The organism is Dawidia cretensis (assembly GCF_018598175.1).
GTDB lineage: Bacteria > Bacteroidota > Bacteroidia > Cytophagales > Cyclobacteriaceae > Ohtaekwangia > Ohtaekwangia cretensis.
The window spans coordinates 1-24,817 of sequence record NZ_JAHESE010000056.1; the positions used below are offsets into that span (position 1 = coordinate 1).

At 50.0% G+C, this 24,817-nt stretch carries 22 protein-coding genes; 4 read left to right on the forward strand and 18 right to left on the reverse strand.

Annotated features, from left to right (window positions below; translation table 11 throughout):
- Window positions 1-1,194: DUF349 domain-containing protein (locus KK062_RS28580; protein WP_254087812.1), on the reverse strand; the 1,194-nt coding region annotated here is incomplete at its 3' end.
- 52 nt (window positions 1,195-1,246) lie between these two features.
- A complete protein-coding gene (locus KK062_RS28585) occupies window positions 1,247-1,822 on the reverse strand; it encodes a YqgE/AlgH family protein (protein ID WP_254087813.1) in 576 nt (191 codons plus the stop codon).
- Between the two features lie 198 nt (window positions 1,823-2,020).
- On the opposite strand from KK062_RS28585, the gene pdxH reads away from it, so the two are divergent.
- Window positions 2,021-2,662: a pyridoxamine 5'-phosphate oxidase gene (gene pdxH, locus KK062_RS28590; RefSeq protein WP_254087814.1), complete on the forward strand. Its 642-nt coding sequence runs from the start codon at window positions 2,021-2,023 to the stop codon at window positions 2,660-2,662.
- A 19-nt stretch (window positions 2,663-2,681) separates the two neighbouring features.
- Here the strand turns inward: pdxH and bshB1 are convergent, their stop codons facing one another.
- The 6 genes from bshB1 to KK062_RS28620 form a co-directional block, all read right to left on the reverse strand.
- Entirely contained in the window at window positions 2,682-3,401 is a 720-nt protein-coding gene (gene bshB1 / locus KK062_RS28595; protein WP_254087815.1) for a bacillithiol biosynthesis deacetylase BshB1, read from the reverse strand.
- A 74-nt stretch (window positions 3,402-3,475) separates the two neighbouring features.
- Window positions 3,476-4,339 carry a sigma-70 family RNA polymerase sigma factor gene (locus KK062_RS28600; protein ID WP_073130761.1) on the reverse strand — a complete coding sequence of 288 codons (864 nt, stop codon included), beginning with the start codon at window positions 4,337-4,339 and terminating at the stop codon, window positions 3,476-3,478.
- Between the two features lie 86 nt (window positions 4,340-4,425).
- Complete coding sequence (gene pnp, locus KK062_RS28605; RefSeq protein WP_254087816.1) at window positions 4,426-6,573, reverse strand: polyribonucleotide nucleotidyltransferase; 2,148 nt, start codon at window positions 6,571-6,573, stop codon at window positions 4,426-4,428.
- Between the two features lie 120 nt (window positions 6,574-6,693).
- Window positions 6,694-6,969 (reverse strand): 30S ribosomal protein S15, encoded by a 276-nt coding sequence (rpsO, locus tag KK062_RS28610; protein WP_254087817.1) that lies wholly within the window; start codon window positions 6,967-6,969, stop codon window positions 6,694-6,696.
- A gap of 91 nt (window positions 6,970-7,060) precedes the next feature.
- Complete coding sequence (locus KK062_RS28615) at window positions 7,061-8,923, reverse strand: LptF/LptG family permease (RefSeq protein ID WP_254087818.1); 1,863 nt, start codon at window positions 8,921-8,923, stop codon at window positions 7,061-7,063.
- Window positions 8,924-8,968: 45 nt separating this feature from the next.
- Window positions 8,969-9,370: an START-like domain-containing protein gene (locus KK062_RS28620; protein WP_254087819.1), complete on the reverse strand. Its 402-nt coding sequence runs from the start codon at window positions 9,368-9,370 to the stop codon at window positions 8,969-8,971.
- Window positions 9,371-9,706: 336 nt separating this feature from the next.
- On the opposite strand from KK062_RS28620, the gene KK062_RS31285 reads away from it, so the two are divergent.
- Both KK062_RS31285 and KK062_RS28630 read left to right on the forward strand, forming a co-directional pair.
- The gene (locus tag KK062_RS31285) at window positions 9,707-10,225 is read left to right on the forward strand and encodes a HEAT-like fold family protein (protein WP_498366328.1); all 519 of its coding nucleotides are present in this window, start codon (window positions 9,707-9,709) and stop codon (window positions 10,223-10,225) included.
- Between the two features lie 128 nt (window positions 10,226-10,353).
- On the forward strand, window positions 10,354-11,235 hold the full coding sequence (locus KK062_RS28630; RefSeq protein WP_254087821.1) for a DUF3667 domain-containing protein: 882 nt from the start codon (window positions 10,354-10,356) through the stop codon (window positions 11,233-11,235).
- Here the strand turns inward: KK062_RS28630 and KK062_RS28635 are convergent.
- Complete coding sequence (locus KK062_RS28635; RefSeq protein ID WP_254087822.1) at window positions 11,216-12,529, reverse strand: ABC1 kinase family protein; 1,314 nt, start codon at window positions 12,527-12,529, stop codon at window positions 11,216-11,218. The genes KK062_RS28630 and KK062_RS28635 overlap by 20 nt on opposite strands.
- A 33-nt stretch (window positions 12,530-12,562) precedes the next feature.
- Complete coding sequence (locus KK062_RS28640; protein WP_254087823.1) at window positions 12,563-13,243, reverse strand: TetR/AcrR family transcriptional regulator; 681 nt, start codon at window positions 13,241-13,243, stop codon at window positions 12,563-12,565.
- A 71-nt stretch (window positions 13,244-13,314) separates the two neighbouring features.
- Here KK062_RS28640 and KK062_RS28645 point away from each other — a divergent pair, with 71 nt between their 5' ends.
- On the forward strand, window positions 13,315-14,523 hold the full coding sequence (locus KK062_RS28645) for a tetratricopeptide repeat protein (protein WP_254087824.1): 1,209 nt from the start codon (window positions 13,315-13,317) through the stop codon (window positions 14,521-14,523).
- Window positions 14,524-14,535: 12 nt separating this feature from the next.
- Here KK062_RS28645 and KK062_RS28650 read toward each other — a convergent pair whose 3' ends face one another.
- From KK062_RS28650 to rpe, 8 genes are all read right to left on the reverse strand, one after another.
- A complete protein-coding gene (locus tag KK062_RS28650; RefSeq protein ID WP_254087825.1) occupies window positions 14,536-15,273 on the reverse strand; it encodes a DUF4184 family protein in 738 nt (245 codons plus the stop codon).
- A 12-nt stretch (window positions 15,274-15,285) separates the two neighbouring features.
- A complete protein-coding gene (locus tag KK062_RS28655) occupies window positions 15,286-16,824 on the reverse strand; it encodes an MFS transporter (RefSeq protein WP_254087826.1) in 1,539 nt (512 codons plus the stop codon).
- A 176-nt stretch (window positions 16,825-17,000) separates the two neighbouring features.
- Entirely contained in the window at window positions 17,001-18,188 is a 1,188-nt protein-coding gene (locus KK062_RS28660; protein WP_254087827.1) for a tetratricopeptide repeat protein, read from the reverse strand.
- A gap of 30 nt (window positions 18,189-18,218) precedes the next feature.
- Entirely contained in the window at window positions 18,219-20,798 is a 2,580-nt protein-coding gene (gyrA, locus tag KK062_RS28665) for a DNA gyrase subunit A (RefSeq protein ID WP_254087828.1), read from the reverse strand.
- Between the two features lie 173 nt (window positions 20,799-20,971).
- Window positions 20,972-22,024, reverse strand: coding sequence for a hypothetical protein (locus KK062_RS28670; protein WP_254087829.1), 1,053 nt, complete (start codon window positions 22,022-22,024; stop codon window positions 20,972-20,974).
- Between the two features lie 149 nt (window positions 22,025-22,173).
- Window positions 22,174-23,577: a COG3014 family protein gene (locus KK062_RS28675; protein ID WP_254087830.1), complete on the reverse strand. Its 1,404-nt coding sequence runs from the start codon at window positions 23,575-23,577 to the stop codon at window positions 22,174-22,176.
- Between the two features lie 5 nt (window positions 23,578-23,582).
- A complete protein-coding gene (locus tag KK062_RS28680) occupies window positions 23,583-24,158 on the reverse strand; it encodes a penicillin-binding protein activator LpoB (protein WP_254087831.1) in 576 nt (191 codons plus the stop codon).
- Window positions 24,159-24,239: 81 nt separating this feature from the next.
- On the reverse strand, window positions 24,240-24,817 hold a 578-nt coding region (gene rpe / locus KK062_RS28685; protein WP_254087832.1), incomplete at its 5' end, for a ribulose-phosphate 3-epimerase.

Genomic DNA, 24,817 nt, shown 5'->3' on the forward strand with positions numbered 1-24,817 from the left:
TTCTTTCAACGCCAGGGCTTTTTGTACCAACTCGTTCTTCAATTGCAGGTTGCGGTCGCGTTCTTCATCCAGTTTCTTGAAGAAGGTATTCTTGTTATTAAAGAAGGCTTTAAACGCCGACCAGAACTTCCGGTTTACTTCTTTGGCCTTTGCACGGGGTAAGCCACCTACGATTTCCCAACGTTTTTGGATGTCGAGTATTTCTTTGGTTTTCTGGTTCCACTCTTTGATCCGGTCCGACTGATAATTAGCGAACTCTTGCACCTCGTCACTCAGCCTGGCTTTCTCGTCGAGATTGACATTCAGCTCTTGTTGCAAGTTTTGCAGGTAGGCATCCCGTTTGGCGTACACGGCGTCTGACGCTTTTTTGAAGCGCTGCCAAATGGCCTCCTTATCGTCTTTGGGTACAGGCCCCACATGTTTGAACTCGTGGTGCAATTCGTTGAGCTCACGGATGGCATCTTTAATGATCGGTACGTCCGCAAGCTTCTCAGCGCGCAGGCAAAGCTCTGCTTTAGCCTCCAGGTTTCTTCTGCGGTCGAGTTCTTTAAGCTCAAAATAGATACTTTGGTTATCGTAAAACCGATCCACCAGGGCGTGGTAATTTGCCCACAAGGTTTTTGCTTGTGGCCCGGGCACCGGACCTATACTCTTCCACTCCTTCTGCAGCTCTTTAAATTGCTCGAACTGGTTGTCAGAGCTGTCCTGGTCGGCCAGCACACGTATTCTCTCCAACAGATCTTCCTTACGCTTGAGGTTGTCGCCCTTGCGTTCTTCCTGTTGGCGAATGAATTGGGTCCTTCGGTCTCTGATGAGTTTAAAGTTTGCATCAAAGATCATATCAGACTCATCGCCCTTGTATTCAAAGTCTTCGTTTACACCGCCCGCACCAATAAACCGCACCAACGCTTCCGCTTTTTCCTTCTCACGCATGTCGTCGTACAACGGTTTGATCTCGCGGAGTACGGTGTCTACATGTTTGAAGTTTTCGTCCTTCGCCAGGTCCTTCATCAGGGCCGCCAGTTGCTGCTTGGTATGGTGACTATAGTCGACATGCACTTCTTCGAGAGAATCGTCGGTCGTTTCTTCATGATGATCACCCAGGTCGATTTCTGAGTGTAGCGTATTACCATGGCTGTCAGTCAGTCCGGCATTCGATGTGTGTACTTGCTCGTCGTGTTTATCTGTTCCCATGGTACTTCTGTGCGTTACAGTAATGCGTTTAACGTAAAGTTACTAAAAATGGCTAATTCAATCGTGGGTCTACGGGATACTTGGCATATATGGAAAAGCGCCCCCCCATATTGTCCAATGCCTTTTTCCAAATCATGGCCGGGTCGGTATCGAAGAGCAGCTCATCGTCTACATAGTCGCAAACTATCCATGAGTCCTCTTTCAACTCTTCCTCCAACTGGCCCGGGCCCCACCCGCTATATCCCAGGAAAAAGCGTACGTCGCGGGAGGCAATCTCCTCACGGTTAAGCTGGCGCACCACACTTTCAAAGTCCCCGCCCCAATAGATTTCGTCCCGGATATTGACCGCATTCTCAATCGCCGTATTACGATGGATGAAATGTAGCGTATCTTGTTGTACCGGGCCGCCTACATATACCACCTCGTTCCATTGTTGCAGGTCTTCCATGACTTCGCTTAACTTCAGGACGGAAGGTTTATTTACTACAAAACCGAACGATCCCTCTTCGTTGTGCTCGCATAGTAAGACTACCGTTCGCTCGAAATTAGGATCTGCCAGGAAAGGTTCTGATATCAACAGCCTTCCCTTCTCTGGTTTAAAATGATTTTTATATTTAAAAAACTCCATCGGCTTTAGTCTCCATAATAGGGAAATTACCCCGCAATCCATATATGAATAAAATACTTCGCCCCCACCTGTGCAAATTTTATTTCAGGTACCTGTTTCCCGGATTTTTATAGAGATGATTTTTATCACTAAAACGATTGCTCCTGGACGCATCTTTTGTGATTGGTAGTTTCTTTCATAAACTTTGGCGAAAAAAGCATGAAGTCAATCGCGGATTTACGCCAGGATTACGCAAAATCCTCTCTGGAGGTGGCCAATGTCCTTCCCGACCCTGTAGCACAATTTGAGAAGTGGTTCCAGGAAGCGTTGCAGGCGGGCGTTCCAGAACCCAATGCGATGAACCTGGCGACGGTCAACGAGCAGGGTCAGCCGTCGGCACGCATTGTGCTGTTAAAAGGCGTAGAAGCTAAGCAGTTCTTATTCTTCACCAATTATCAAAGTCAAAAAGGGCTTTTACTCGAGAGGAATCCGGCGTGTGCGTTAACGTTCTTTTGGCCTGAGCTCGAGCGTCAAGTCCGCATCGAAGGGATCACCCAACGATTGGATGCCCAGACGTCTGAAGCTTACTTTCAAAGCCGACCACGTGGCTCCCAGATTGGCGCATGGGCTTCGCCGCAAAGCTCAGTCATTGATAGTCGTACGATTTTGGAGGAACGCGTGCAACAGCTCGAAAAACGTTTTGATGGCGAGACCGTTCTTCCCAAGCCACACCAATGGGGTGGTTATGCCGTGATGCCGTCCATGATTGAATTCTGGCAAGGCCGGCCCAGCCGTCTGCACGATCGTATTGTGTATACACGGATAGATGGGCAATGGAAAATCCATCGCCTCGCTCCATAGTGCGCAAGATCTGACGTTATTAAATCAGATTAAACAGATCGCTGACGCCAGGGTAGCGCCGTACTGTAAATCCTTCGCCGTGGCGGGTTCCAATGGCATGCCCGAATTCCAATGCACGTGATTCGATCATCTGTAAGAAGGCGGGATTGGAGATATAAGTCTCCGGTTCCTGACTACCGGGATCATAAAATTGCGACTTAAACGCTTTAATGGCCTGCAGCTTGGTTTCCCAATACCCCGTTATATCCATAATAAAGTCGGGTACGATAAACTGGCTCTGGATGTAATGGTACACCACTCTTGGCCGCCAGGCGGCTTGCTCACGCCCTTCCGTGTCCTTTGTACGGATCTTGGTTAGCCCTGACAGAAACGAAGCGTCTGCGCCTAGCGAAGCGCCCTTGCCGTGATCGATATGCCGATCCAGTATTGCATTGGCCAGGACGATTTCGGGTTGATAGCGACGTATGGCTTGAATGACCCGCAGTTGGTGGTCAGGATCATTTTGAAAAAAGCCGTCTTGCAAAGCAAGGTTGGTGCGTACGGCAACGCCAAGAACTTTGGCTGCCGCCGCGGCCTCTTCGGCGCGGGTCTCGGGTGTTCCGCGGGTACCTAGCTCCCCTTTGGTAAAATCAACAATACCGACTTTATGCCCCAGGGCGACATGCTTCGCAATAGTGCCGCCACATCCTAATTCGGCATCGTCGGGATGGGCCGCAAGAACAAGTATATCTAACTTCATAGATGTTTTAACAAGACAAAAATAAAAGGTCTCGGTTATCCGAGACCTTTAAATTGAAATCAAATGGCGTACTATTAACCGAGGTAAGGCTTTAAAGCTTTGCTCCTCGATGTATGCCGTAATCTCCTGATAGCCTTTTCTTTGATCTGACGAACGCGTTCCCGGGTCAAATTGAATTTCTCACCGATCTCCTCCAGTGTCATGGAGTGCTCGCCGTTCAAACCGAAGTACAGCGTAATTACATCTGCCTCCCGCTGTGTCAATGTCGAGAGCGCGCGTTGCACCTCGCGGCGCAGCGAGTCGTTCATCAGGCCTGAGTCAGGCGTTTCTTCGCTGTCATTCTCCAATACATCCAGCAAGCTGTTCTCCTCGCCCTGAACAAACGGGGCATCCATGGATACGTGCCGGCCAGAAATCTTCATGGTATCGACAACCTCTGCTGTGGTAACATCCAATACTTCTGCCAACTCTTCCGGAGAAGGCTCGCGTTCGTATTTCTGCTCGAGCTCGGAAAATGTCTTCGAGATCTTATTCAGTGAGCCAACACGGTTTAATGGCAAACGAACAATACGCGACTGTTCGGCCAGCGCCTGCAGGATCGACTGACGGATCCACCATACGGCATATGAAATAAACTTAAAACCACGGGTCTCATCAAAGCGCTGTGCTGCTTTGATGAGACCCAGGTTTCCTTCGTTAATCAGGTCCCCTAATGACAAGCCTTGATTCTGATATTGCTTCGCTACAGACACCACAAAACGGAGATTTGCTTTCGTCAACTTCTCCAACGCTATTTGATCGCCTTCCTTAATCCGCTTCGCCAGCTCCACTTCTTCATCAGGAGTAAGCAAGTCAACCTTACCGATCTCCTGGAGATATTTGTCCAGGGACTGGCTCTCGCGGTTGGTGATTTGTTTGCTGATCTTAAGCTGTCTCATGTCCCTTTTTGCGCTCTGTTTACGTCAATATGATTGTTTAACAATATACTGTTTTAACTTAGTTCCTGTCAATGAAGGGTTAACGATTATTCGGCCGGTGTTGTTTCCTTTTTCGGTGGTCTAGGGATCAGAACTTTTCTAGAGAGACGGAATTTGCCAGTCTTTTTGTCTACCTCAATCAGCTTAACTTGGATTTCCTCTCCTACTTCAAGCACACCTTCCATGGTCTCGAGGCGGTCCCATTTGATCTCCGAAATGTGGAGTAAGCCGTCCTTACCAGGCATGAATTCAACAAACGCGCCAAACGGCATGATCGACTTCACTTTACCAGTGTAAACCTCTCCGACTTCCGGCACAGCCACGATGGCCTTAATGCGGCGGAGCGCAGCGTCCATAACATCTTTGTTAGTAGCAAAGACGTTGACGATACCTTTGTTGTTGACTTCCTCGATGACAACGGTAGCGCCGGTTGTATTCTGGATATCTTGTACCACCTTTCCGCCGGGACCGATAATCGCTCCGATCATCTCTTTCTCGATGATCACAGTTTCGGCGCGCGGTGTATGCGGCTTGAGATCCGGGCGAGGTTCCGCCAGGGTCTTCTTCATTTCATTCAGGATGTGCAGGCGACCTTCACGTGCCTGAAGCAACGCTTCGCTCAGCACATCATAGGTAAGGCCGTCTACTTTCAAGTCCATCTGGCAGGCAGTAATACCTTGCTCAGTACCCGTTACTTTAAAGTCCATGTCACCGAGGTGATCTTCGTCACCGAGGATGTCAGACAGGATAGCATACTTACCGGTAACGCTATCAGAGATCATGCCCATCGCAATACCGGATACGGGGCCTTTTACAGGCACACCAGCATCCATCAATGCCAGCGAGCCGGCACATACTGTAGCCATAGACGACGAGCCATTTGACTCGAGAATATCGGATACAATACGGATGGTGTATGGGTTCTTTTCGTCAGGAGGCAACACCTGCTTCAGCGCACGGAAAGCCAGGTTGCCGTGGCCTACTTCGCGGCGGCCAGGGCCACGGTTGGGTTTTACTTCGCCGGTAGAGAAGCCAGGGAAGTTATAGTGCAGAATAAACTTGCTCGATCCTTCGATCATCGCACCGTCGATCATCTGCTCGTCCAACTTTGTACCCAGTGTTACGGTCGTCAACGACTGTGTTTCACCGCGGGTGAAAACAGCAGAGCCGTGCGTTCTTGGCAGGTAGTCAACCTCGGACCATATCGATCTCACTTCCGTAGTCTTACGACCATCTAAGCGCAAGCTTTCTTTAAGCGACAAGTCACGTGCGGCTTTCTTCAGCACTTGTTTGTAATAGCGCTTTACGAGCGTGGTGTTGACCGTAGAATCTTCCGGCAACGACGCCAGGTATTCCTTCAGTGGCTTGTCGAGGGCCGTTGAGCGCTCTTTCTTATTGGTGATAAGCTGACGGGCTGTAGCGTACAGGGTATCATAGTACTTCGCGTGGATCTCCTGCTGCAGTGCTTCGTCTTTTTCTTCGTGGTTATAAACACGCTTCTCGGTCTTGCCCACAGCCTGGGTCAATTCAATCTGAAGCTGGCATTGTGCTTTAATCGCTTCGTGGGCAACTTTCAATGCTTCCAGCATATCGGCTTCGCTCACTTCTTTCATCTCGCCTTCCACCATCAGGATGTTCTCGATAGAGGCACCTACCATCAGGTCGATATCGGCGCGTTTCTTTTGCTCCATGGTCGGATTGACGATCAATTTGCCATCCACACGTGCCACACGCACTTCAGAGATCGGGCCCTGGAAAGGTATGTCCGATACAGACAGTGCTGCAGAAGCTGCAAATGCCGCCAATGCATCGGGCAGTGCATTCTCATCACCCGAGATGAGGTACAACATGATTTGCGTATCGGCATGATAATCGTCGGGGAACAGCGGACGAATGGCGCGATCCACCAGGCGGCTGATCAGGACTTCGTAATCGGAAAGTTTGCTTTCGCGCTTCAGGAAGCCGCCCGGCACCTTACCGGTTGAGGCAAATTTTTCCTGATAGTCTACTGACAGCGGCAGGAAATCGGTGCCTTCTTTTGCTTCGGGAGATGATACCACCGTAGCCAGAATCATCGTATTTTCCATCTTCAGTACAACGGAGCCATCGGCCTGACGGGCAAGCTTACCGGTCTCGATTGTAATTTCGCGGCCATCGGGCAGCTTACATGTTTTTGTTATCGCAGTGGGTTTCATAATAGGGTACGATTGAAGATAACCCGGCCCGAATGAATGGTTCGGGCCGGGAAATCCAGGGTTTTTTAAAATGCAAAAAGGGAACCTTTATCAGGGTTCCCTCTGGGGAATGTCATTTGCTTACTTTCTCAGCGAGAGCTCAGCGATGATTGAACGGTAACGCTCAATGTTAGTATTCTGTAGGTAGTTCAAAAGCTTCTTACGCTTACCTACCAGTTTCATCAGGCCTTGTTGTGTAGCAAAGTCCTTCTTGTTTTCTTTCAGGTGTGCGGTCAGATGGTTGATCCGATGCGTGAACAGGGCTATTTGGGCCTCTGGTGAACCGGTATCTTCTTTCTTTTTGGCGAACCCGTGTTTCGCGAAAAGGTCTTGTTTGATAGCTGTAGTTAAATACATCTCAAAAAATGTTTTATCTCTTTATTTCAGGGGGCAAAGGTAAGCCAAAATGGCCGAATTTTCCAAAAAATAGCGAAAACTTTCACTGACATTATGAGACTGCGGTAACAGGTGCCTTGCGTTTTTGGAACCATCGCTTTACCTTATCGAGCACAACTCGGTAAAAATCAGCCTCAAATAAGCGGGCATCAATACGCGCCTGCCGCAGGAAGAACAATCCCACAATTAACAGTAGGAAGTCTGCCATCCATACGCCCGTCACGACACCTATCTTCGCTTGCTTGGCTAATTTTTCACCTTGCATGGTCGTGATGTAATAGATAATAAAGAACAGAATCGATACCAGGAACGGTACCCCCAACCCTCCCCTCTTAATAATAGACCCCAGTGGTGCTCCTATCAAGAACATGGCCAGGCACGCCATTGAGCTGGAGAAGATCTTATGCCATTGAATTTCAAAAGTGCGCAATTCGACACCCGAATTGTCTACACTCGTATTTACATTTTCGATCTGGCTTTTCACCTGGCGCGCCTGGTTGGCCGCGCCCTGCAATACATTGTGAGGAGCGGGCGTAATAAAGATGCTGTCCAGCTTGGCGCGACGGGCAGAATCCGTTAACACCTTTTTCTTCACCACAGCCGGCGGCGGCACGGGCTTGACTATTGAAGGTCTTTTCTTCGCCGTGGATTTCTTTTTAGTCTTAGACTTCTGGGCTGCCGTATTCAACCGTAGACGACGGTCAGCGGCTCGTTTAGCCTCCAGTCCTTGCGGCTTGCGCTTTATGTCGGGTTTTCTATTCGTGTCTGCTTTTGCCGCCAACGACGATGAAGCCTCCGTCTTGCTGGTGTCAATTTTCGTTATCGCCTTCGTGCCGTCGACCTTCGCAGCCGGCGGAGTAACAGACGGCACGGCCGGTTTTACTTCCGGCTTTGTCTCCGCCACCGGGTTAGTTTTAGGAATGTAGGGCAAGCGGGCTACCGAGTCGCGATACTGTTTATGATGATAAACTTCACGTGGCATGATCAGCGAATCTTTTCGAAACAAATAGGTAAAGTAGCTCGGCCGATACTGGTAGTAGTTTAACCGTTGTGTCAGGATCTCTCGGCGGGTGGAATCAATATCCTTATCCAGCTCATTCAGGTTCCGCATAATCCGGTTGCCCTGGAAAAACTTTTTGTCGGTCCGTTCCAGGTTAAATGACGACAAGTCAAACACCACCTGAGCCTTGGAGAATTGGCTACGGCTAAGCGACTCGGGGTTCCGTTTCTTTTGCCCGGTCATCTCCCGCTCACTGCTGGCTCCTTCCGTGTATTGGTAGCCATTGTACAGCTCAAACTTAAGGTAGCGTTCGTTCAGGATGGTATACATCCGGCCGGAGTCGGCCACGGTCACTTCTTTGTTACCGTCATTCTTCCGGTGGTCGTACAGCACAACGTCGCGTAATGTCACGCCATCCGGGAATTTCTTATTTACCTTGATACTAATATCACTGATGCCATTGTAAAAGGCACCTTCGCGCAGGTCAAGGGCGGGCTTCTTTTGTTTGATGTCGTATAATAAACTGTACGCCTCCAGCGCGGCTTTGGGAACGAGGTTATTGTTCACATAAAATGCGACCCCCGTTAATAACACCACAAAAACACAGATCGGCGCCATCGCTCTGATAAGGGATACGCCTGCAGCCTTGATGGCGGTGAGCTCAAAATGTTCCCCCAGGTTTCCGAATGCAATGAGCGAGGATAGCAGCACAGCCAAGGGCAACGCCACCGGGGTCATGAAGATGGCAAAATAAAACAGCAGCTGCCCGATGACATCGGCGCCCAGCCCCTTTCCGATGATGTCGTCAAAATACTTCAGCATGTGCTGCGTCAGCAAAATGAAGACCACTACAAGAAAGGTCAGGACAAATGGGCCCAGAAACGCCCCTAAAACGAGCTTATCGATTTTCTTCATCGGTAGAACAAGCTCAAAAATAAAGCCAATGCGGCAAAAAAAGCATTATCCACCGACGGTTTTGTGTAGTTTTTCCATCAGACCATTCCAAAGATCGTGTAGCTCCTCGACGTCGTCAAAGTCCGAATAGTCCAGCACCTTTAGAAATACTGACTGTGTTAACTCATTGAACTCTAGCCGCAGCTCGAAATACGAGGGGTCATTTTGATCTTCGCCGTCCTCGGGAAGGAATTCGAAGCGAGCAAAGTGATTGATTCGAAACGCAACCTGCCGGGCCTTGCGCTCTTCGTGGTCCCAGCAGAACATAAAGGTCTTGTCGTTGTTGTTGATGCGCACGTCATCGGCAAACCACTCGGCGAGGCCGCCCGCCGTCTGGATATAAGGATACAGCATCTTAATGGACGCATGAATTTCGTAGTCGCCAGAAAATAATTTCTTATTGACCATACTTTACCGTTGCCATGAGTACATCATCATGGCTGAATATAGAGCATTTTGAGATGAAGACAAAATTATGATCACGCCAGGCAGGCTGGCGGGCTGCTACCACAGTGTTAGGCGAGAGAAGTAGAGAACGGCATCAGGCCTTTAGACCGTCTTTCTTAATGAAGCAGAATACACAGATACCAATTTGAACGAGGGCCGTCGAGACGATTGTTAAAAATACCTCCATATTCGCATTGAATTTAGGTTCGGATCAAATTTAGATCGAGTTCCAAAAACAACTCGTTCTCAAAAGTTTATCCGCGTCTGGCTGCGGTAATTGATCAAATATATCTTTCAATGGATTTACGTGTCGCTCTTAGTAAAAGCTTCGCAAAAGATAACTCCCTCGAAATCGCTGATTATGTGGGAAATAGCGCTATTCGATTCAAAGCGTTAGTTGAAATATACCAGGGAGGCCCTTATCGAATTACACAGCGGGCTGTCCACGTTATTAGTTTATGCGTCGAAAAACACCCTAAGCTCGTCACACCCCACTTGCGCGTGATACTCGCTATGCTTGACGCCGACGACGTGCCCGTCGCTATTCAGCGTAACACTATGCGACTGTTACAATACTGCGAGATTCCTCGGCGGTTCCATGGCACGCTTATCGACCGCTGCTTTGGTTATGTCAAAGACCGCAGCACGCCGATCGCTGTGCGGGCGTTTTCCATGACGGTCCTACATCGGCTGATTGAAAAAGAGCCCGACTTGAGAAAAGAGCTGCGGATCATACTCGAAGACGAACTACCTTATGCCTCCCCCGGTTTTGTCTCCCGTGCCCGCAAGATCCTACAGAAGACTGACCGCCAATAAGTTGATTATATTCAGCAGGTTGTCCCTTCCTGGAGGACCTGTTTCCAGAGAGGCCAGCCGGCACGAATCTTACTACCGTGATGTTTATCATGTCGCGGAATCTGGAAATCCGGTGACAGACCGTATTTTTGATCATATTATTTTCTTATGGCATGGCGGATGGCGATATGATGTTGGAGCACATCTGTAAAAGCTGCGGTAACTCCTTTCATGGTCTGTATTGCAACCTGTGTGGTGAAAAGGTCATCCTTCCCAGAGACCGTCAGATTGGCGCAGCAATGAGCAAAGTGTTGATCGCGACGACTTTTAATGACAATAAGTTTCTTCACTCGCTCTGGACGACCATCTCCAATCCGGGATTCCTCTCTCGTCAGTATGTCGACGGACGCCGCGTGATGTACATGCGACCGTTGCAGATGTTCTTTATTCTTAATGTGGCCTACTTCTTCTTTCCTGTGCTACAGATGTTTAATGCGTCGCTGTACACTCAACTGAATGTGCTGCCCCACAGTACCCTGGCCCGGGAGATTGTGTTCAAAAAAATACAGCTGGAGGGAATGTCGATGAAGGGCTTCGAACTGATCTACAACAACAAGACGGTCGGCTTAGCCAAGCTCTTGATCGTGATCTTTGTCGTACTGGCGGCCTTGCCGTTGAGTCTGATTTTTCGACGCAGGAATCGTTACTTTTCCGATCACCTGGCATTGTCGATCGAGCTTACAAGCTTCAATCTGGCCGTGAATGCGATCGGCCTGACAGTGGTCTTCTGGGTCATCAGCAAGCTATTTCAAGTGAGCCACGCCGGCTCGGCCAGCTACCTGAATGATCTGACGCTGACGATCATATTTGTTTCGACCAACCTGTATTTCATCATGTACGCCGGCCGTACATTCTATAATCAGAAGGGTAAGCGACTCGTTTTCAAAGCTTTGGGTGGTATTATCGGGCTCTTCCTGGCGCTAGAAGCCTACCGGCTTATTCTTTTCTTTATTACGATCTGGTTACTGTAGCCGCCGTGCGCATGTCGATCGTAGCACGCAGGTCGTGCAAAATGTTATACAAGCCGAAATAGGTACGGTTGATGTATACCGCATCGCGTACGCCGCGTGCCTTCTTAGACTCCCGCAGCTCTTTCATCGTCGTGAGACGCTCGCCAAATGCAAACAATTCCTGGAAATAAGCCTCATCTGAAAAATCAAACTTGTCTGATCGGAATGGCCGCGCCAGCAGTTCCACCAGCTGTGAGAATATACCCGTAAAGAACTTACGGTCTTTGGCACTATCATCGGCATAAATAAACCGAAGCTGTTCGAAGACTGTATCGCGTTTATTTACATCGGTCAGGATATCACCTTCCAGTAACTGAAAGTACACATCGTAAAAGCTCTCGGGAATGACCTTCACGCATCCGAAGTCAATAATGCCCAAGGTGTCCTGGGGTGTAATGATGAAGTTGCCAGGGTGCGGGTCGGCATGCACTGCCTTGAGGCGATGCATCTGAAAATGATAGAACTCCCACATCGCCTGTCCTAACCGCGTGCCTACTTCTGGCGTGATGCCATAACGGAGTCTTTCGCCCAGCGGCATGCCTTCGATCCAGTCCATCGCCAGAATACGTGGGCCAGACAACGCGGGATAATACTGCGGAAAGATAAGGTGCTGAATATGTTTACATTGCGCCGACAGCTCCATGGAGCGCTGTAGCTCGAGGCGATAATCTGTTTCCTCTAACATGCGCTGTTCGACCTCATAGATAAACTCATCGTATTCCACGGGGTTCAGATTGAACATGGACAATGCGATGGGCTTCACCATGGCCAGGTCAGACTTAATACTGTCGCCCACGCCGGGGTATTGAATCTTTATCGCCAGGTTCCTGCCGTCCAATGTGGCGCGGTGTACCTGTCCCATCGAGGCAGCGTTAGAGGCTTTGTGACTGAACATCTCAAAAATCTCTTCCGGTCCTTTACCAAAATGTTGCTTAAACGTCTTAACCACCAACGGGTACGATAGCGGCGGCGCACTGTACTGGGCCATGGCAAACTTCTGTTGGTAGGCGGTCGGCAACAGGCTTTTATCGAGGCTCAGCATTTGCGCCACCTTTAATGCACCGCCCTTCAGCTCACTGAGGGAATTATAGATGTCCGCGGCATTATCTTCGTGCAACTTATCGCGGCTCATCGTCGGATCGATGAGCTTCTTGCTATAGTGCTTGATGTAGTTGGTGCCGATCTTGGCACCGGTCGTGATAAACTTGGTCGCCCGTTCGACCTTGGACACGGGAATACGCTCAAATTCTTTCATACTTATTCCTTATCTCCCGTCGCTCCGTCCCGCTTAGAACTTGTGCTGTTGGTATAAAAACTTGCCAAAGTCGAGGGCGGAATCCAATGCACCCGTACCGATCAGATCAAAGGCAAGGTTCACTGACTTCTCGACGGCGGCGTCTGTCCGTTCAAATCCAGCGCTGTCGTCCTGTTTCCAAAACGTCAGGATAAACCCGAGGTGCAGCCAGAACAGACGCGGATATTGTTTTTCCAGATATGGCCGGGTGGCCACGTCGCCACGTTGTTTTCCTTCAGCCAGTAACGTGGTGAAGAATGCGTCAAACGATTCCCGGAATGACCGCAGAAATGCCGGTGTTACTTCAAGTCGCTTCGCGTCGTTCAGGTAAAGCAGCACCAGGCTCCGCTCGGGACGCAGCGTTTCCAGTAGGGTAAAATAAAACGCCAGTACCCGCTCGCGTGTATTGAAATTATTAAATGAATTGTCGGCCTGTAACCTGTTGATTGTCTGATCAATGAACTCCTTCCAGATAACCCGCTCCAAGCCGTCGAAAGAGCCGAAGTGTTGGTAGAACTCGTCCTCGGTGATTCCGGCATCTAAACAGAACTTATATACCGACGGGGGTTGGTGCCCGAGGGTTAACACATGCGCCTTATAAGCAGCTATGATTTTGGCCGGCTGGGTTTGTTTGGCAGCCGATTTGCGCGAGGAGGTTTTCTTGGCGGTATCCATATTGACTTTAACAGTATTACATCGCAAAGGGTTTGCACGAAACCGGTGAATCTTTCGTTAATTTATAACCGATGAGAAGCCTAGTAATGACTTCCTGCCTGTTGATCTCATTCTTGGTCTGCAGTGGACAGGAGAAACGCCGCAGCGCCGAAGAGCTATATGAGTTGGGAGAAACTGCCAGCAACGAGGGCGACTATGCTCGCGCTGTCGATTGGCTTACGCAATGCCTCACAATAAAGCCCGGATTTACCGATGCCTACTTCGCCAGAGCCCATGCCCGTGAGCAGTTGAAAGATGTCGACGGTGCTTTAACGGATTATAGCATCTATCTGGAGCGTACGCCTAACAGTCCCGAGGCGCTTTTCAGCCGGGGACAGATCTTTTACCAACTCAAAAAATACGATCAGGCTTACGACGATTTTGTTCGATTCCTGCATGCGCCACCGGGTGCGACCACCACCCTATATTTCAGTCGATCGGCACATGTCGGTAGTAGCAACCCGGTCACCACAGCGCAAAGTGGCAACAAGCCGCTGATCTACAACTACCTCGGTGTTATTGAGCAAAAGCGCAACAAACCCGAGGAGGCTGCCGCCTGGCTCGACTCCGCTATCGTATTGAATAAGAACGAAGCAGACTTTTATGTAAACCGGGCACTTGCCCGGCAGCTGTTGAAGGACTCGGTCGGGGCCAAAGCCGACCTGGAAAAGGCGCTGACGTTGCAACCCAACCACACGGGTGCGCTCCATAATCTCGCTGTCACCAAACGTGCCCAGGGTTCCCGACAGGAAGCGCAAAGCTCAGTCGACCAGGCTATTGACGCGGACTCCAGCATGCTGGCTCCTTATCTTGAACGCGCCTACCAACGCATGGAAGGCGGCTACCTCAAGGGCGCGCTGGAGGACTACACGCAGGCGTTGGATATTGAACGTCGTGACCCCGAGATATGGCTTAGTCGGGGCATCGTGCGCGAACGGCTCAAAGACTATACCGGCGCTTTTGCTGACTATACACAAGCTATTGAACTCAAGGAAAACTATGTGAAGGCCTGGATCAACCGCGCCAACGTGTTACTTAAGCTGGAACGTTACAAAGATGCTGTCGATGATTATACTGTAGCGTTGGTCCACGTACCGGACTCTGGCGCGGCATATTACAACCGGGCTATTGCTCGTGAGCGCCTGAAACAACTGCCTGCAGCGTGTGAAGATTTGCGTAAGGCCGAATCCCTCGGTATGAAAATAGATGCCAGGCTTAAGAAAAAAATCTGCGGCGAATAAGCCTTCAGGATATTACACCAATTCTTTCCGCCGGAAATCGATCAATCCGGAAATAACACCGCCCAGGCACAGCCCGCTGATCAGCACTACGACACGTACGCCCTCGGTATCGTTTACCCGTGCAAAAATCGTAAACCGTATTACGACTACTATCACGGCAATGGTCAATAGTGTAAGCCAATAGAGAAATGCCGCCATATTGGGTGGTGGTAACGGTCGGCGTTCCTTCAGCAGGATATAAACCAGGATACACAGCAGCCCGATAAACGAGCTGATATACTGAAGCGCATAAAATAACGGATAACGCACACCTTCATACGGCACAACGATGCTCTGGTAGAAAGGCAGCCTGCTGGCAAAGTAGCCATCGGCATGGGTGAAACTATCCCAGAAGATATGCGAGGCTGTTCCAAGTGCCGCCGAGATGGCAAATGACACCAGGTTGGCGCGCAGGTACGGCACAAACTCAAAATAGTACGTGTCGTAAAAACGGTCGCGGAAAAAGGCAGGCAGGCAAGCTAGCAGATTTTTCTTCACCACCTCATGGAACATCCACCCGAGAAAGATGGTCACGGGTATATTGAAGTACAATATACTCAACAAAGTATGGCTGTACTTTCCCTCCGTGCTGAGCGTAAAAAAATACGCAAAGTCTGGTGCCATACTACCAATGATCAACCCTGTAGCCGACAGTTTCCGGTTCTTCAACAAGGGCAAAACAAGAGCAGCATGTGAAGGTGTAAACGGCATATGGGCGCAAAACTACAAACTATCAGCGACCTGTTCCTTCTTCTTGTTTTTCAGAAAGATCATGCCGATGCAGAATGTAACGGCCGCCACCACAATAGGGTACCATAGCCCCGCAAGCGGATCGCCCGCCGGATTCGCCGTGGTCTTGCTATTCTCGAAAAGCGAGGTTGCCACAAACGGTGTCAGTCCTCCAAAAATACCATTACCGATGTGGTACGGCAGCGACATGGACGTATATCGAATATGTGTCGGGAAAAGCTCGACCAGAAATGCCGCAATCGGGCCATAGACCATGGTGACCAGCACAAGTTGCACTAATACCAAACCTATCAGCGCCCAGTACGGTTCCCCGCTTAGCTCCAACTCTTCCTTGGGGTCGCCGGGAGCTCCGCCGTCGGGAATAACAACCGTTTTCGTCAGCCTGCTCCCGTCGTCGTACGCCACGATTGTTTTCTCCGAAGTCATCATCACGCCATTCGCGTTGACCTGGCTATCTTTTACAATCTTCTTTTCACTGGGAATTTCCGTTTTGTACTGCACATCCGTCAACAGATACATCTGCCGATACAACGGCCGGAATAATAGTACAGCCAGCAACATGCCCGTCATCATAATTACTTTTCGTCCGAATTTATCGGATAACCAACCGAAGTATATAAACAGCGGCGTCCCGATCAGCAAGGCGATGGCCACAATATTCCGTGTCTGAACAAACTCCACGCGGCACGTCTTTTCGATAAAGGTCATGGCATAGAATTGTCCCGTATACCAGACTACCCCCTGCCCTGCTGCTGCGCCAAACAATGCGATCAGCACCAACTTCAGGTTTTCAGGTTTTGTAAAACTCTCCTTGATCGGGTTCTTTGAAATCTTTCCGGAAGCTTTGATCTGTTTGAATAACGGTGACTCGTCCATGCGCAAACGGATAAATACGGACACCGCCACGAGCACGGCGGAAAGGATGAACGGAACGCGCCATCCCCACTCACCGAAGGCCTCACTGCCAACGGTGCTGCGCACCGCCAGAATTACGCCGATCGAAACAAATAATCCCAGTGTTGCCGTTGTCTGGATAAAGCTCGTATAAAAACCACGCTTACCCTCGGGTGCATGCTCGGCCACATAGGTGGCGGCACCGCCGTATTCACCTCCCAGCGCAAGGCCTTGCAAGAGGCGTAAGATCAATACTAGCGCCGGCGCAAACATGCCGATCTGTGCGTAGCCGGGGATTAAGCCGATGGCAAAAGTCGATCCCCCCATCAGCAGTAACGTGATCATAAAAGTATACTTCCGTCCCACCATGTCGCCAAGCCGGCCAAACACCAGGGCGCCAAAAGGCCGCACAATAAAACCAGCAGCGAAGGTTGCCAGCGTCGCCAAAAAGGCCGCGGTAGGATTGCTCTGCGGAAAGAATTGTTCCGAAAGTATCGTGGCCAGACTACCAAAGATGTAGAAGTCATACCATTCGATCAGTGTTCCTACCGAAGAGGCGGTGATCACAAACCAGAGCGTTTTCTTTTGCTCTGGGCTAACAGTTGGTTGGGGCGTCATGGGCTGTGTTTACAGTAACTACTTGTGGAGAAAGATACTATACAACATCAGATTTCCCAATGCAATCGGATACGGTTATCACCAGATCACGATAAATGGTCGGAATGGCAGTATACAAAAACGAGACAGGGGGCCATAAGCCCCCTGTCGCAAATATCGTTATGTGTTACCGGCGATTAGTCGTCGGCACCGAGGGACTTCAACTTAGCCGTTACACGCGCGTCGTTCTTATCGTCGGCGATGTAGTAATACAGTTGACGCAGCTTGTTGAGCAGGTCGATCTCCATATCTTTTGACGGGATTTTCATCTTCTCCGCTTTTTCCAGGAACGGAATAGCCGCTTCACTTTGCTTCACACGCTTCTGCACCAGCTCTTGTTTTTTCTTGGCATTAGCAGCCGAAATGCCCAGCTCGTTAATATCTTTTGAAGTCTTGTCGATCTCGATCAGATAGAAGTTGGCCAGGTTATACTGTGCGTCGAAATAATCCGGCGTAATCGCCAATGCGCTTTCGAAGTTCTTCTTGGCATCTTCAAACTTCTGCAATTCGTTGTTCAATACGCCCAGCAGGTAAAAGCTTTGCGCATCGTTCGGGTTTGCCTTCACAGCAGCTTCCAGCAACTTGGCAGCTTCGTCATATTTCTTCAGCTGGATGAGCGAGTTCAGCTCAACAGCCTTCAGATCTTTGTGCGTGGGCAGAACTTTCAGCACGTTGCGGGAGGCTGTCAGCGCAGCTTCGTAGTTCTGATCTTCATACGCGATCAGGGCCGGCATGGTCATGGCCTGTGCTCTTCTACCGCCCAACGTTACATACTGACCCAAATACTGTACGGCTTTTTCACGCGCTTCACCATTGAAGGCTGCATAGCCAGCGTATTCGTAGAAGGTCGTATCGGTCGGCTTGAAAGCAATACCTTTTTCGAATTGCTTCAGCGCACCTTTGAAGTCTTCACCGTTAAACAGCTTATCACCTTTCATCAGATAGCTGTTGGTGATGGACGTGATCGCCATATCGTAAGGAACCAGTCCGCCTTTCTTGTCCGTCACGAAGTAAGACGACGCCTTGCTACCGGCCAGCTCGTTGGCTTTCTTGAACGAGGCCGCAGCAACGCTCGCCAGATCCTCCGTTGAGCTGTAAGAAGAAGTGGTATCCATGGCACCGTAGATCACGCCGCGGTAAAACCAGGTCTTACCATCGTTCATGGTCTTTTCGTAGGTCGTAGCCGCATCGATCATCGTTTTGGCTTCGTCGAACTTACCATCTTTTAATGACGTCAGTGCTTTGTTAATATTCGGTTTGACTTCCTTCTGTGCCAATACAATCCCTGGAATGGCCAGGAAAAACACAATAGCTAATTTTTTCATTGTCAGTTGTTTATATAAGTGGGCAATATATTAAGATAGGTTTTCATCCTCCGGTGTTTCGTCCGTCGGCGAAGGGCTATCCGGATTCTCCGGCAGCACCTCCGGCGCGTCGCCAGAACTGTCCTGCGAACTGTTCTTATCTTCCACAATTTGCTGAATTTTCTCCACAGACGATATTCTATCATCATCATTTAACTTGATGAGTCGTACCCCCTGCGTAGCGCGGCCCATAATGCGCAATTCGCCTACTGCAATGCGAATTGTGATCCCAGACCGGTTAATGATCATCAGCTCATCGTCGTCTACCACCTCTTTAATTGCAACTATTTTGCCAGTCTTCTCTGTAATGTTCAATGTCTTCACACCCAGACCGCCACGGCGCGTAATACGGTAGTCGTCAATCGACGAACGTTTTCCGTAACCGTGCTCAGATACCACCAGTAGATTGGCATCTCCGCGGGTAATACAGACCATGCCGATTACTTTGTCGGTGTCGCCTTCCAGCGTCACGCCCCGTACGCCGGCAGCCATACGGCCCATCGGGCGCACGTCCGCCTCATTAAAGTGCACAGCCTTACCTTCGCTCTTTGCAATGATAATGTGGTTGCTACCGTTGGTCAACGACGCATTCAGCAGGCGGTCACCTTCGTGAATGGTGATGGCGTTGATACCACCCTGGCGCGGCCGCGAGTACGCTTCCAGTGACGTCTTTTTAATGATACCGTTCTCTGTACAGAGAATGACATAGTTATTATTGATATAGGCGTCGTCTGTGAGGCTCTTGACCTTAATGATCGCACGTACTGTATCTCCCGACTCGATGTTGATCAGGTTTTGAATGGCACGTCCTTTCGAAATCTTATTACCTTCTGGAATCTCGTAGGCCTTTTTCCAATATACCTTACCCTGATCCGTAAAGATCAACAGGTAGTTGTGCGCATGTGCGATGAAAAGGTGCTCCGTGAAGTCGTCTTCTTTGGTGCTGACACCTTTTGAACCAACGCCCCCACGCCCTTGCGTACGATACTCCGAAAGCAACGTGCGCTTGATATATCCCTGATTGGAAATGGTAATCACCATCTCTTCGTTCGGGATCATATCTTCAATCGAGATGTCGTCGTCGCTGTGGATCACCTCCGTACGGCGAGCGTCACCATAGCGCTCCCTCAGCTCCGTCAATTCATCTTTAACGATTTGCATCCGCAGACCTTCGTCTGCCAGGATGGCGTTGAGGCGATCAATGAGCGCTTTTACCTCTTTATATTCGTCTTGGATCTTGTCGCGTTCCAGGCCTGTGAGACGTTGCAGGCGCATATCGAGAATGGCTTTGGACTGGATCTCCGACAATCCGAAGCGTTGTATCAAACCTTCTTTCGCCGCTTCAGGATCTTTTGAATTCCGGATCAAGCTGATAACCTCGTCCAGGTGATCGAGGGCGATGAGATAACCTTCGAGTATATGCGCACGGCGCTCCGCCTCTGCCAGCTCAAACTTCGTTCTCCGAACAATCACTTCGTGACGATGCTCCACGTAATGGTGGATCATGTCCTTCAGGTTCAGCGTCATCGGGCGGCCTTTTACCAAGGCTACATTGTTGATACCGAACGTAGACTGTAACTGTGTGTATTTGAATAGGTTATTCAATACCACATTCGGTACTGCATCACGCTTCAGATCGTATACAATGCGATAGCCTTCGCGGTCAGACTCATCGCGAAGATCCGAAATACCTTCGATCTTCTTTTCGTTTATCAGCGCGGCCGTCTTTTCGATCATCATGGCCTTGTTGACCATGTATGGAATTTCCGTGACCACAATCTGATCCTTGCCGGTAGGTGATGTAACGATCTCGGCTTTGGCACGCATGACTACGCGACCTCGTCCTGTCAGGAATGCTTCTTGCACCCCTGCATAGCCGTAGATCAACGCCCCGGTCGGGAAGTCCGGCGCCGTGACGAACTTCATCAACTCCGGAATGGTAATATCTCTATTGTCAATGTAGGCGTGAATACCGTCAACAACCTCGCGCAAGTTATGCGGCGCCATGTTTGTCGCCATACCTACGGCAATACCCGAAGAGCCATTCAACAGCAGGTTGGGAATCTTGCCGGGCAGTACAGAGGGTTCTTTCAGCGAGTCGTCAAAGTTAGGTTGGAAGTCAACCGTATCTTTGTTGATGTCCATCAGCATCTCTTCTGCGATGCGGCGCAGACGAGCCTCTGTGTAACGCATGGCCGCCGGCGAGTCGCCGTCGATCGAACCAAAGTTACCTTGTCCATCCACCAACATGTAGCGCAGGGACCAATCCTGGGCCATCCGCACCATGGTGTCGTACACCGACGCATCACCGTGCGGGTGATACTTACCGAGTACCTCCCCCACAATTCTGGCGGACTTCTTGTGCGGTTTATTATAATTCACTCCCAGCTCAAGCATACCGAAAAGCACCCGGCGGTGCACTGGCTTGAGCCCATCACGCACGTCTGGAAGTGCGCGGGAGATGATCACCGACATCGAATAATCGATGTACGCACCACGCATTTCGTCTTCAATATTGATCGGAATTATACTTTGCCTGCCTGGGACCAGGCCGCTGGTTTCTTCTGCCATCTAAATGGGTTGTTTTAGCTTGAATTAAGCCTTTTTTTAGGCCTCGCAAGATAGCAAAAAGCATTAAAAATTAAGCGCGGAAGTGGAATAGTTGTGATAACAAAACGCTTGTTTTTACAAGGCTGGCGCGCACACGGAAAGCTGGACTAAAAACACCTGAAGGAAGCGTTCACCTAGTAGGGATTCAGCTTCTTTTTGTTCTTGCCTTTGTACTTGATGAGTGTCGGATAGTTCTCGCCGTAGTGTGGATTTTGCTTCTTGTAGATCGGATGTCTACGACTGCGGTACTCCCGGTTGCCATGCGCGTGGTTCATCTGCGCGTGGCATGTCTTGAGGAAACAACGACGCAGCTCCGGGATGCGATACGTGGCACCTACGTTGATGTAAAAAGCATTAAAGCGATGCTGGATAGACTGTCCTGTCTCCGGTACGTTGAGCTTATAGCTTTTGATCTCGTACGACGGGCGCACAAACAAACGGAAGTACTCCGACATCTCACGCTCAACGGTCACACCCAGGTTCACAAAGACACCCTTTTTCATCGCGTTCTTGTCGAACTTCTTGCCCATGGCGTAGCCGCCGATGTTGGCGTCTACCACCAGCAAATAGTCGTTGTATCGATACACCGATGCGCCCAGCAACACAAAATACTTCTTCAGGAAAAAGCTGGTCACTTCAGGCGAGTAGTTGCCGATCCGATCCTGATAGCGCAAGGGCCTGAAGTCGCCGACGCTCGTGTACTCAAACGAATATCCGCCACCAATACGGTAGCGATCAAATTCTACATGCAGCGTAGCACGAATGGGAATGTTGAACGATTTGCTTTTGAAACCAATGTCCGCGGTATCCGAGTTAACCTGAAAACCACCGGGTTGCAGCGTATTGCCCTCGGGTTGTACCTTGTTAAACCAGTTGGAATAACCTTGCGCGGCGTTGTTGCCCTGAAACAACTTGGGCATCGAGTCTGGATTCTGCAAAATACCAAACCCATCCAGCTCGTGCTTAAAGGTCGTCGCCCCATAGCCTGTGCTTAGACCGAACGTTACTTTGCTGAGAATACGGCGGAACAAACCAGTGCCCTGCCGCTTGATGTAAAAATACTCCAACGGTACGGATGCTTCCTGCTCCGTTTCATACTGGGCAAATGCTTCTGGCATTGCTGCCAGCGAAACCAGCACCAGGGTGGCTATGACGTAAGGCTTTCTAAAAGTGCGTGTTAAAGCCATTAAGCTAAAAAATGTAAGCCCTTCACAATCTGGCTATTGAAGGCTAAAGGTAAATGAAATTCAGCAATCATCCTAAGATTGTTTCCGGGTTGATTCGGCAAGCCGTTGATTTGACACCTTTGATGCGATCTGGTGGCCATAAGCATCCGTTAGTAATACCGGGAGGGTGTGTACTGAGTCTCTAACGAAGAAAACGTATGAAAAAGTGTCTGCCCCTTCTTTGCCTGGTAGGTAAATTTATAATCGGTTGTGCGTGTCGCCTCCGAAGTCAATTGGAAGACGATTTCGTTCGCCCCCTCCTTTAACGGCACACGGCTGTAATAAATACTATGGGGTAGTGTCTGCCAGTTCCGGGTGTCGGCCTTTTCGGTCATGGCATTTACCAGCCCGATCACCGCCCCCAGCCCTTCGTCTTCCTTGCGTACACTATGCTCTGCGACTTTTTTCAACGCAGCCCGTAAAAGGCCCTTTCCAAACTCTTCCACCATACGCTTCTTCAAGCTGTAAAAAGCCACCTTGCTGATGTCTTCCCCCAGCTGCATAGGGTAATGCTCACCGCCAATATCCACAGACGCCGAACTGAAATAGGGCGCCCGCTCCAGGTACCGCGGAAAGGCTACCCGAAACACTTCCAGGTCTGCCAGGTCCGCACGCTCTTTGTCCTCCTCCACGTGGAAAGGAAACGCCACCCCTACCGCGTCGTTATTAAACACCACCATATCGTCAGAGGCACGGTTGATCGCAAAGTTGATGCTCCACTCCGTCTTCACCGGACTGAGACCGTTGTGCCAGAAGAACACCAGGTCTGCTTCGGGTGCCGCCGGCTTATAGGACTCCATCCCGAACTCCTCTTTGAGCTTATCAAACTCTTCGTAGAACCCTGTCCAGTACGCCGTGTTCAATAAATCGAGCTTAAGTTGCTCAGGTACCGTCATACCAAACATCTTCGCATATTCGCCCTGATAAATTTCCAGTGCATTGCGATAGGCAATAAAGGCGTTGTTGTAGTCGCGCGTCGACTGGTAGATTATACCCATCAGGTTGTGAATAAACGCATCCTTCTGATACTTCTCTTCCGCCTTATACTTATCGCTAAGCTGATTCAGCCGGATGTTGAGGCGGCGGCATTCTATTAATGCGTTGTCGGGCTGCCCTAACTTCAAATAGTTAATGGCCTTGAAGTACAGCAGCATGAGATGCTCGTGGTCTTCACCCCGGTATACAGCAAAGTTCGGATTGGTCAGATACGAGGTAGCCTCGTTGATATAATTGATGTGAAGGTCTTCACCAAAAAGAAAGCCTTTCTCCAGGTATTCGTTGCTTTCTTCGTACTTGCCCAGAATAGAAAGTAACAAACCATTGTTTACAAAATACAGAAAGCGAGCCTTGCCATTCTCTTCGCGATTGTTCTTCTTCAGCGTCTCCAGCGCTTGCTGCAGATCGCCGCGCTCAAACTCACGGTTAAAGTCGAAGTGCTTTTGATAGTACGTGGCACACGCTGCCAGGCAGCATGCCACAATTCCTACCAGCGCATACGAAAACGTGCGGCGCATAATTCTTAGTTCTTCACCAACTTCTTGATCTCCTGCTGGCCGTACCAGATACGTTTGTTAGTTTCGATATCGGTCAGGAACAAGGTCGTGATATAATTCACCACCCGTTTTTTATTATAGGTGTCTGTCTCGGATGTCATCTCGCCCAGCAGCATCAGGTCTGCGCCTGTCTCTTTGCCAAATTGTTTGGCTGTCTCCGGCGAGGCAAAAGCCTGCTGATCGGTACGCTCTACGCGCAGCTTGTCGCGAAACTCGTCTGATTCCACCAGCTCGGCCACGGCCGAATTCAACACCACCATTTCAATCTTCTTCACATAGTTGTCGGAGTCGATATGCTCGGAGGTCTTGTTACGAATACTTCCAACGATAATCACCGGCTTGCGGCCAAGTTGCTTGGCATAGTTCTTAAAGGAAGCGGCGTCGAACAGATCGTAGATCATCTTGTCTGCCACCATGCGCGAGTCGGTATCATTCCAGCGCCCGCTCAGGTCTATCTGTTCAGAAGGATCGACACGGGTAACAGAACGAGAACAAGAGACCAAAAGAAAAAAGACGGCGATAAAAGAGTATACCTTCAGCATGGCGGGTTCGTTAGTTTTGGTAGGTAGAACGTCAAAAATCCTGCCGAAGTTACGGCGCTGTTTGAAATCTATAACGAACGGTTACACCGCGGCCAGGTCGCGGATCACCGCCTTGGGGTCTGCCGCCTGGAAGACAAAGCTGCCCGCCACTAGCACATCCGCCCCGGCATCCAGCAGCCGCTTAGCGTTCTGCAGGGTTACACCGCCATCAATTTCGATCAGTGTATTCGCCCCTGCATTGACAATCAACTGCTTTAGCATCTGCACCTTGCGGTAGGTGTGCTCAATAAACTTTTGACCACCAAAGCCCGGGTTTACCGACATAACACATACCAGGTCAATATCACCGATCACATCGGCCAACCCTTGTACGGGAGTATGGGGATTAATCGCGACGCCCGCCCTGCACCCCAGTGCCTTGATCTGCTGTAAGTTTCGATGCAGGTGTGGGCAAGCCTCGACGTGTACCGAAATGTTGGCCGCACCCGCCGCCCGAAATGCTTCCACATAACGCTCCGGCTGCACAATCATCAGGTGTACATCCATGGGCTTCGTCGCGTGGCGGTTAATGGCTTCCACCACGGGCAACCCCATGGAGATGTTGGGCACAAACACACCGTCCATGATGTCGACATGGATCCAATGGGCTTCACTTTCAT

Bases quoted from the DNA above. Each gene is read 5' to 3' on its own strand.
- pnp (WP_254087816.1), bottom strand. From the start codon at position 6,573: ATGAAACCCACTGCGATAACAAAAACATGTAAGCTGCCCGATGGCCGC.
- pdxH (WP_254087814.1), top strand. From the start codon at position 2,021: ATGAAGTCAATCGCGGATTTACGCCAGGATTACGCAAAATCCTCTCTG.
- KK062_RS28655 (WP_254087826.1), bottom strand. From the start codon at position 16,824: ATGACGCCCCAACCAACTGTTAGCCCAGAGCAAAAGAAAACGCTCTGG.
- KK062_RS28660 (WP_254087827.1), bottom strand. From the start codon at position 18,188: ATGAAAAAATTAGCTATTGTGTTTTTCCTGGCCATTCCAGGGATTGTA.
- KK062_RS28600 (WP_073130761.1), bottom strand. From the start codon at position 4,339: ATGAGACAGCTTAAGATCAGCAAACAAATCACCAACCGCGAGAGCCAG.
- gyrA (WP_254087828.1), bottom strand. From the start codon at position 20,798: ATGGCAGAAGAAACCAGCGGCCTGGTCCCAGGCAGGCAAAGTATAATT.
- KK062_RS28585 (WP_254087813.1), bottom strand. From the start codon at position 1,822: ATGGAGTTTTTTAAATATAAAAATCATTTTAAACCAGAGAAGGGAAGG.
- KK062_RS28620 (WP_254087819.1), bottom strand. From the start codon at position 9,370: ATGGTCAATAAGAAATTATTTTCTGGCGACTACGAAATTCATGCGTCC.
- KK062_RS28680 (WP_254087831.1), bottom strand. From the start codon at position 24,158: ATGCTGAAGGTATACTCTTTTATCGCCGTCTTTTTTCTTTTGGTCTCT.
- KK062_RS28645 (WP_254087824.1), top strand. From the start codon at position 13,315: ATGAGAAGCCTAGTAATGACTTCCTGCCTGTTGATCTCATTCTTGGTC.
- bshB1 (WP_254087815.1), bottom strand. From the start codon at position 3,401: ATGAAGTTAGATATACTTGTTCTTGCGGCCCATCCCGACGATGCCGAA.
- KK062_RS31285 (WP_498366328.1), top strand. From the start codon at position 9,707: ATGGATTTACGTGTCGCTCTTAGTAAAAGCTTCGCAAAAGATAACTCC.
- KK062_RS28615 (WP_254087818.1), bottom strand. From the start codon at position 8,923: ATGAAGAAAATCGATAAGCTCGTTTTAGGGGCGTTTCTGGGCCCATTT.
- KK062_RS28670 (WP_254087829.1), bottom strand. From the start codon at position 22,024: ATGGCTTTAACACGCACTTTTAGAAAGCCTTACGTCATAGCCACCCTG.
- KK062_RS28635 (WP_254087822.1), bottom strand. From the start codon at position 12,529: ATGAAAGAATTTGAGCGTATTCCCGTGTCCAAGGTCGAACGGGCGACC.
- KK062_RS28650 (WP_254087825.1), bottom strand. From the start codon at position 15,273: ATGCCGTTTACACCTTCACATGCTGCTCTTGTTTTGCCCTTGTTGAAG.
- rpsO (WP_254087817.1), bottom strand. From the start codon at position 6,969: ATGTATTTAACTACAGCTATCAAACAAGACCTTTTCGCGAAACACGGG.
- KK062_RS28675 (WP_254087830.1), bottom strand. From the start codon at position 23,577: ATGCGCCGCACGTTTTCGTATGCGCTGGTAGGAATTGTGGCATGCTGC.
- KK062_RS28640 (WP_254087823.1), bottom strand. From the start codon at position 13,243: ATGGATACCGCCAAGAAAACCTCCTCGCGCAAATCGGCTGCCAAACAA.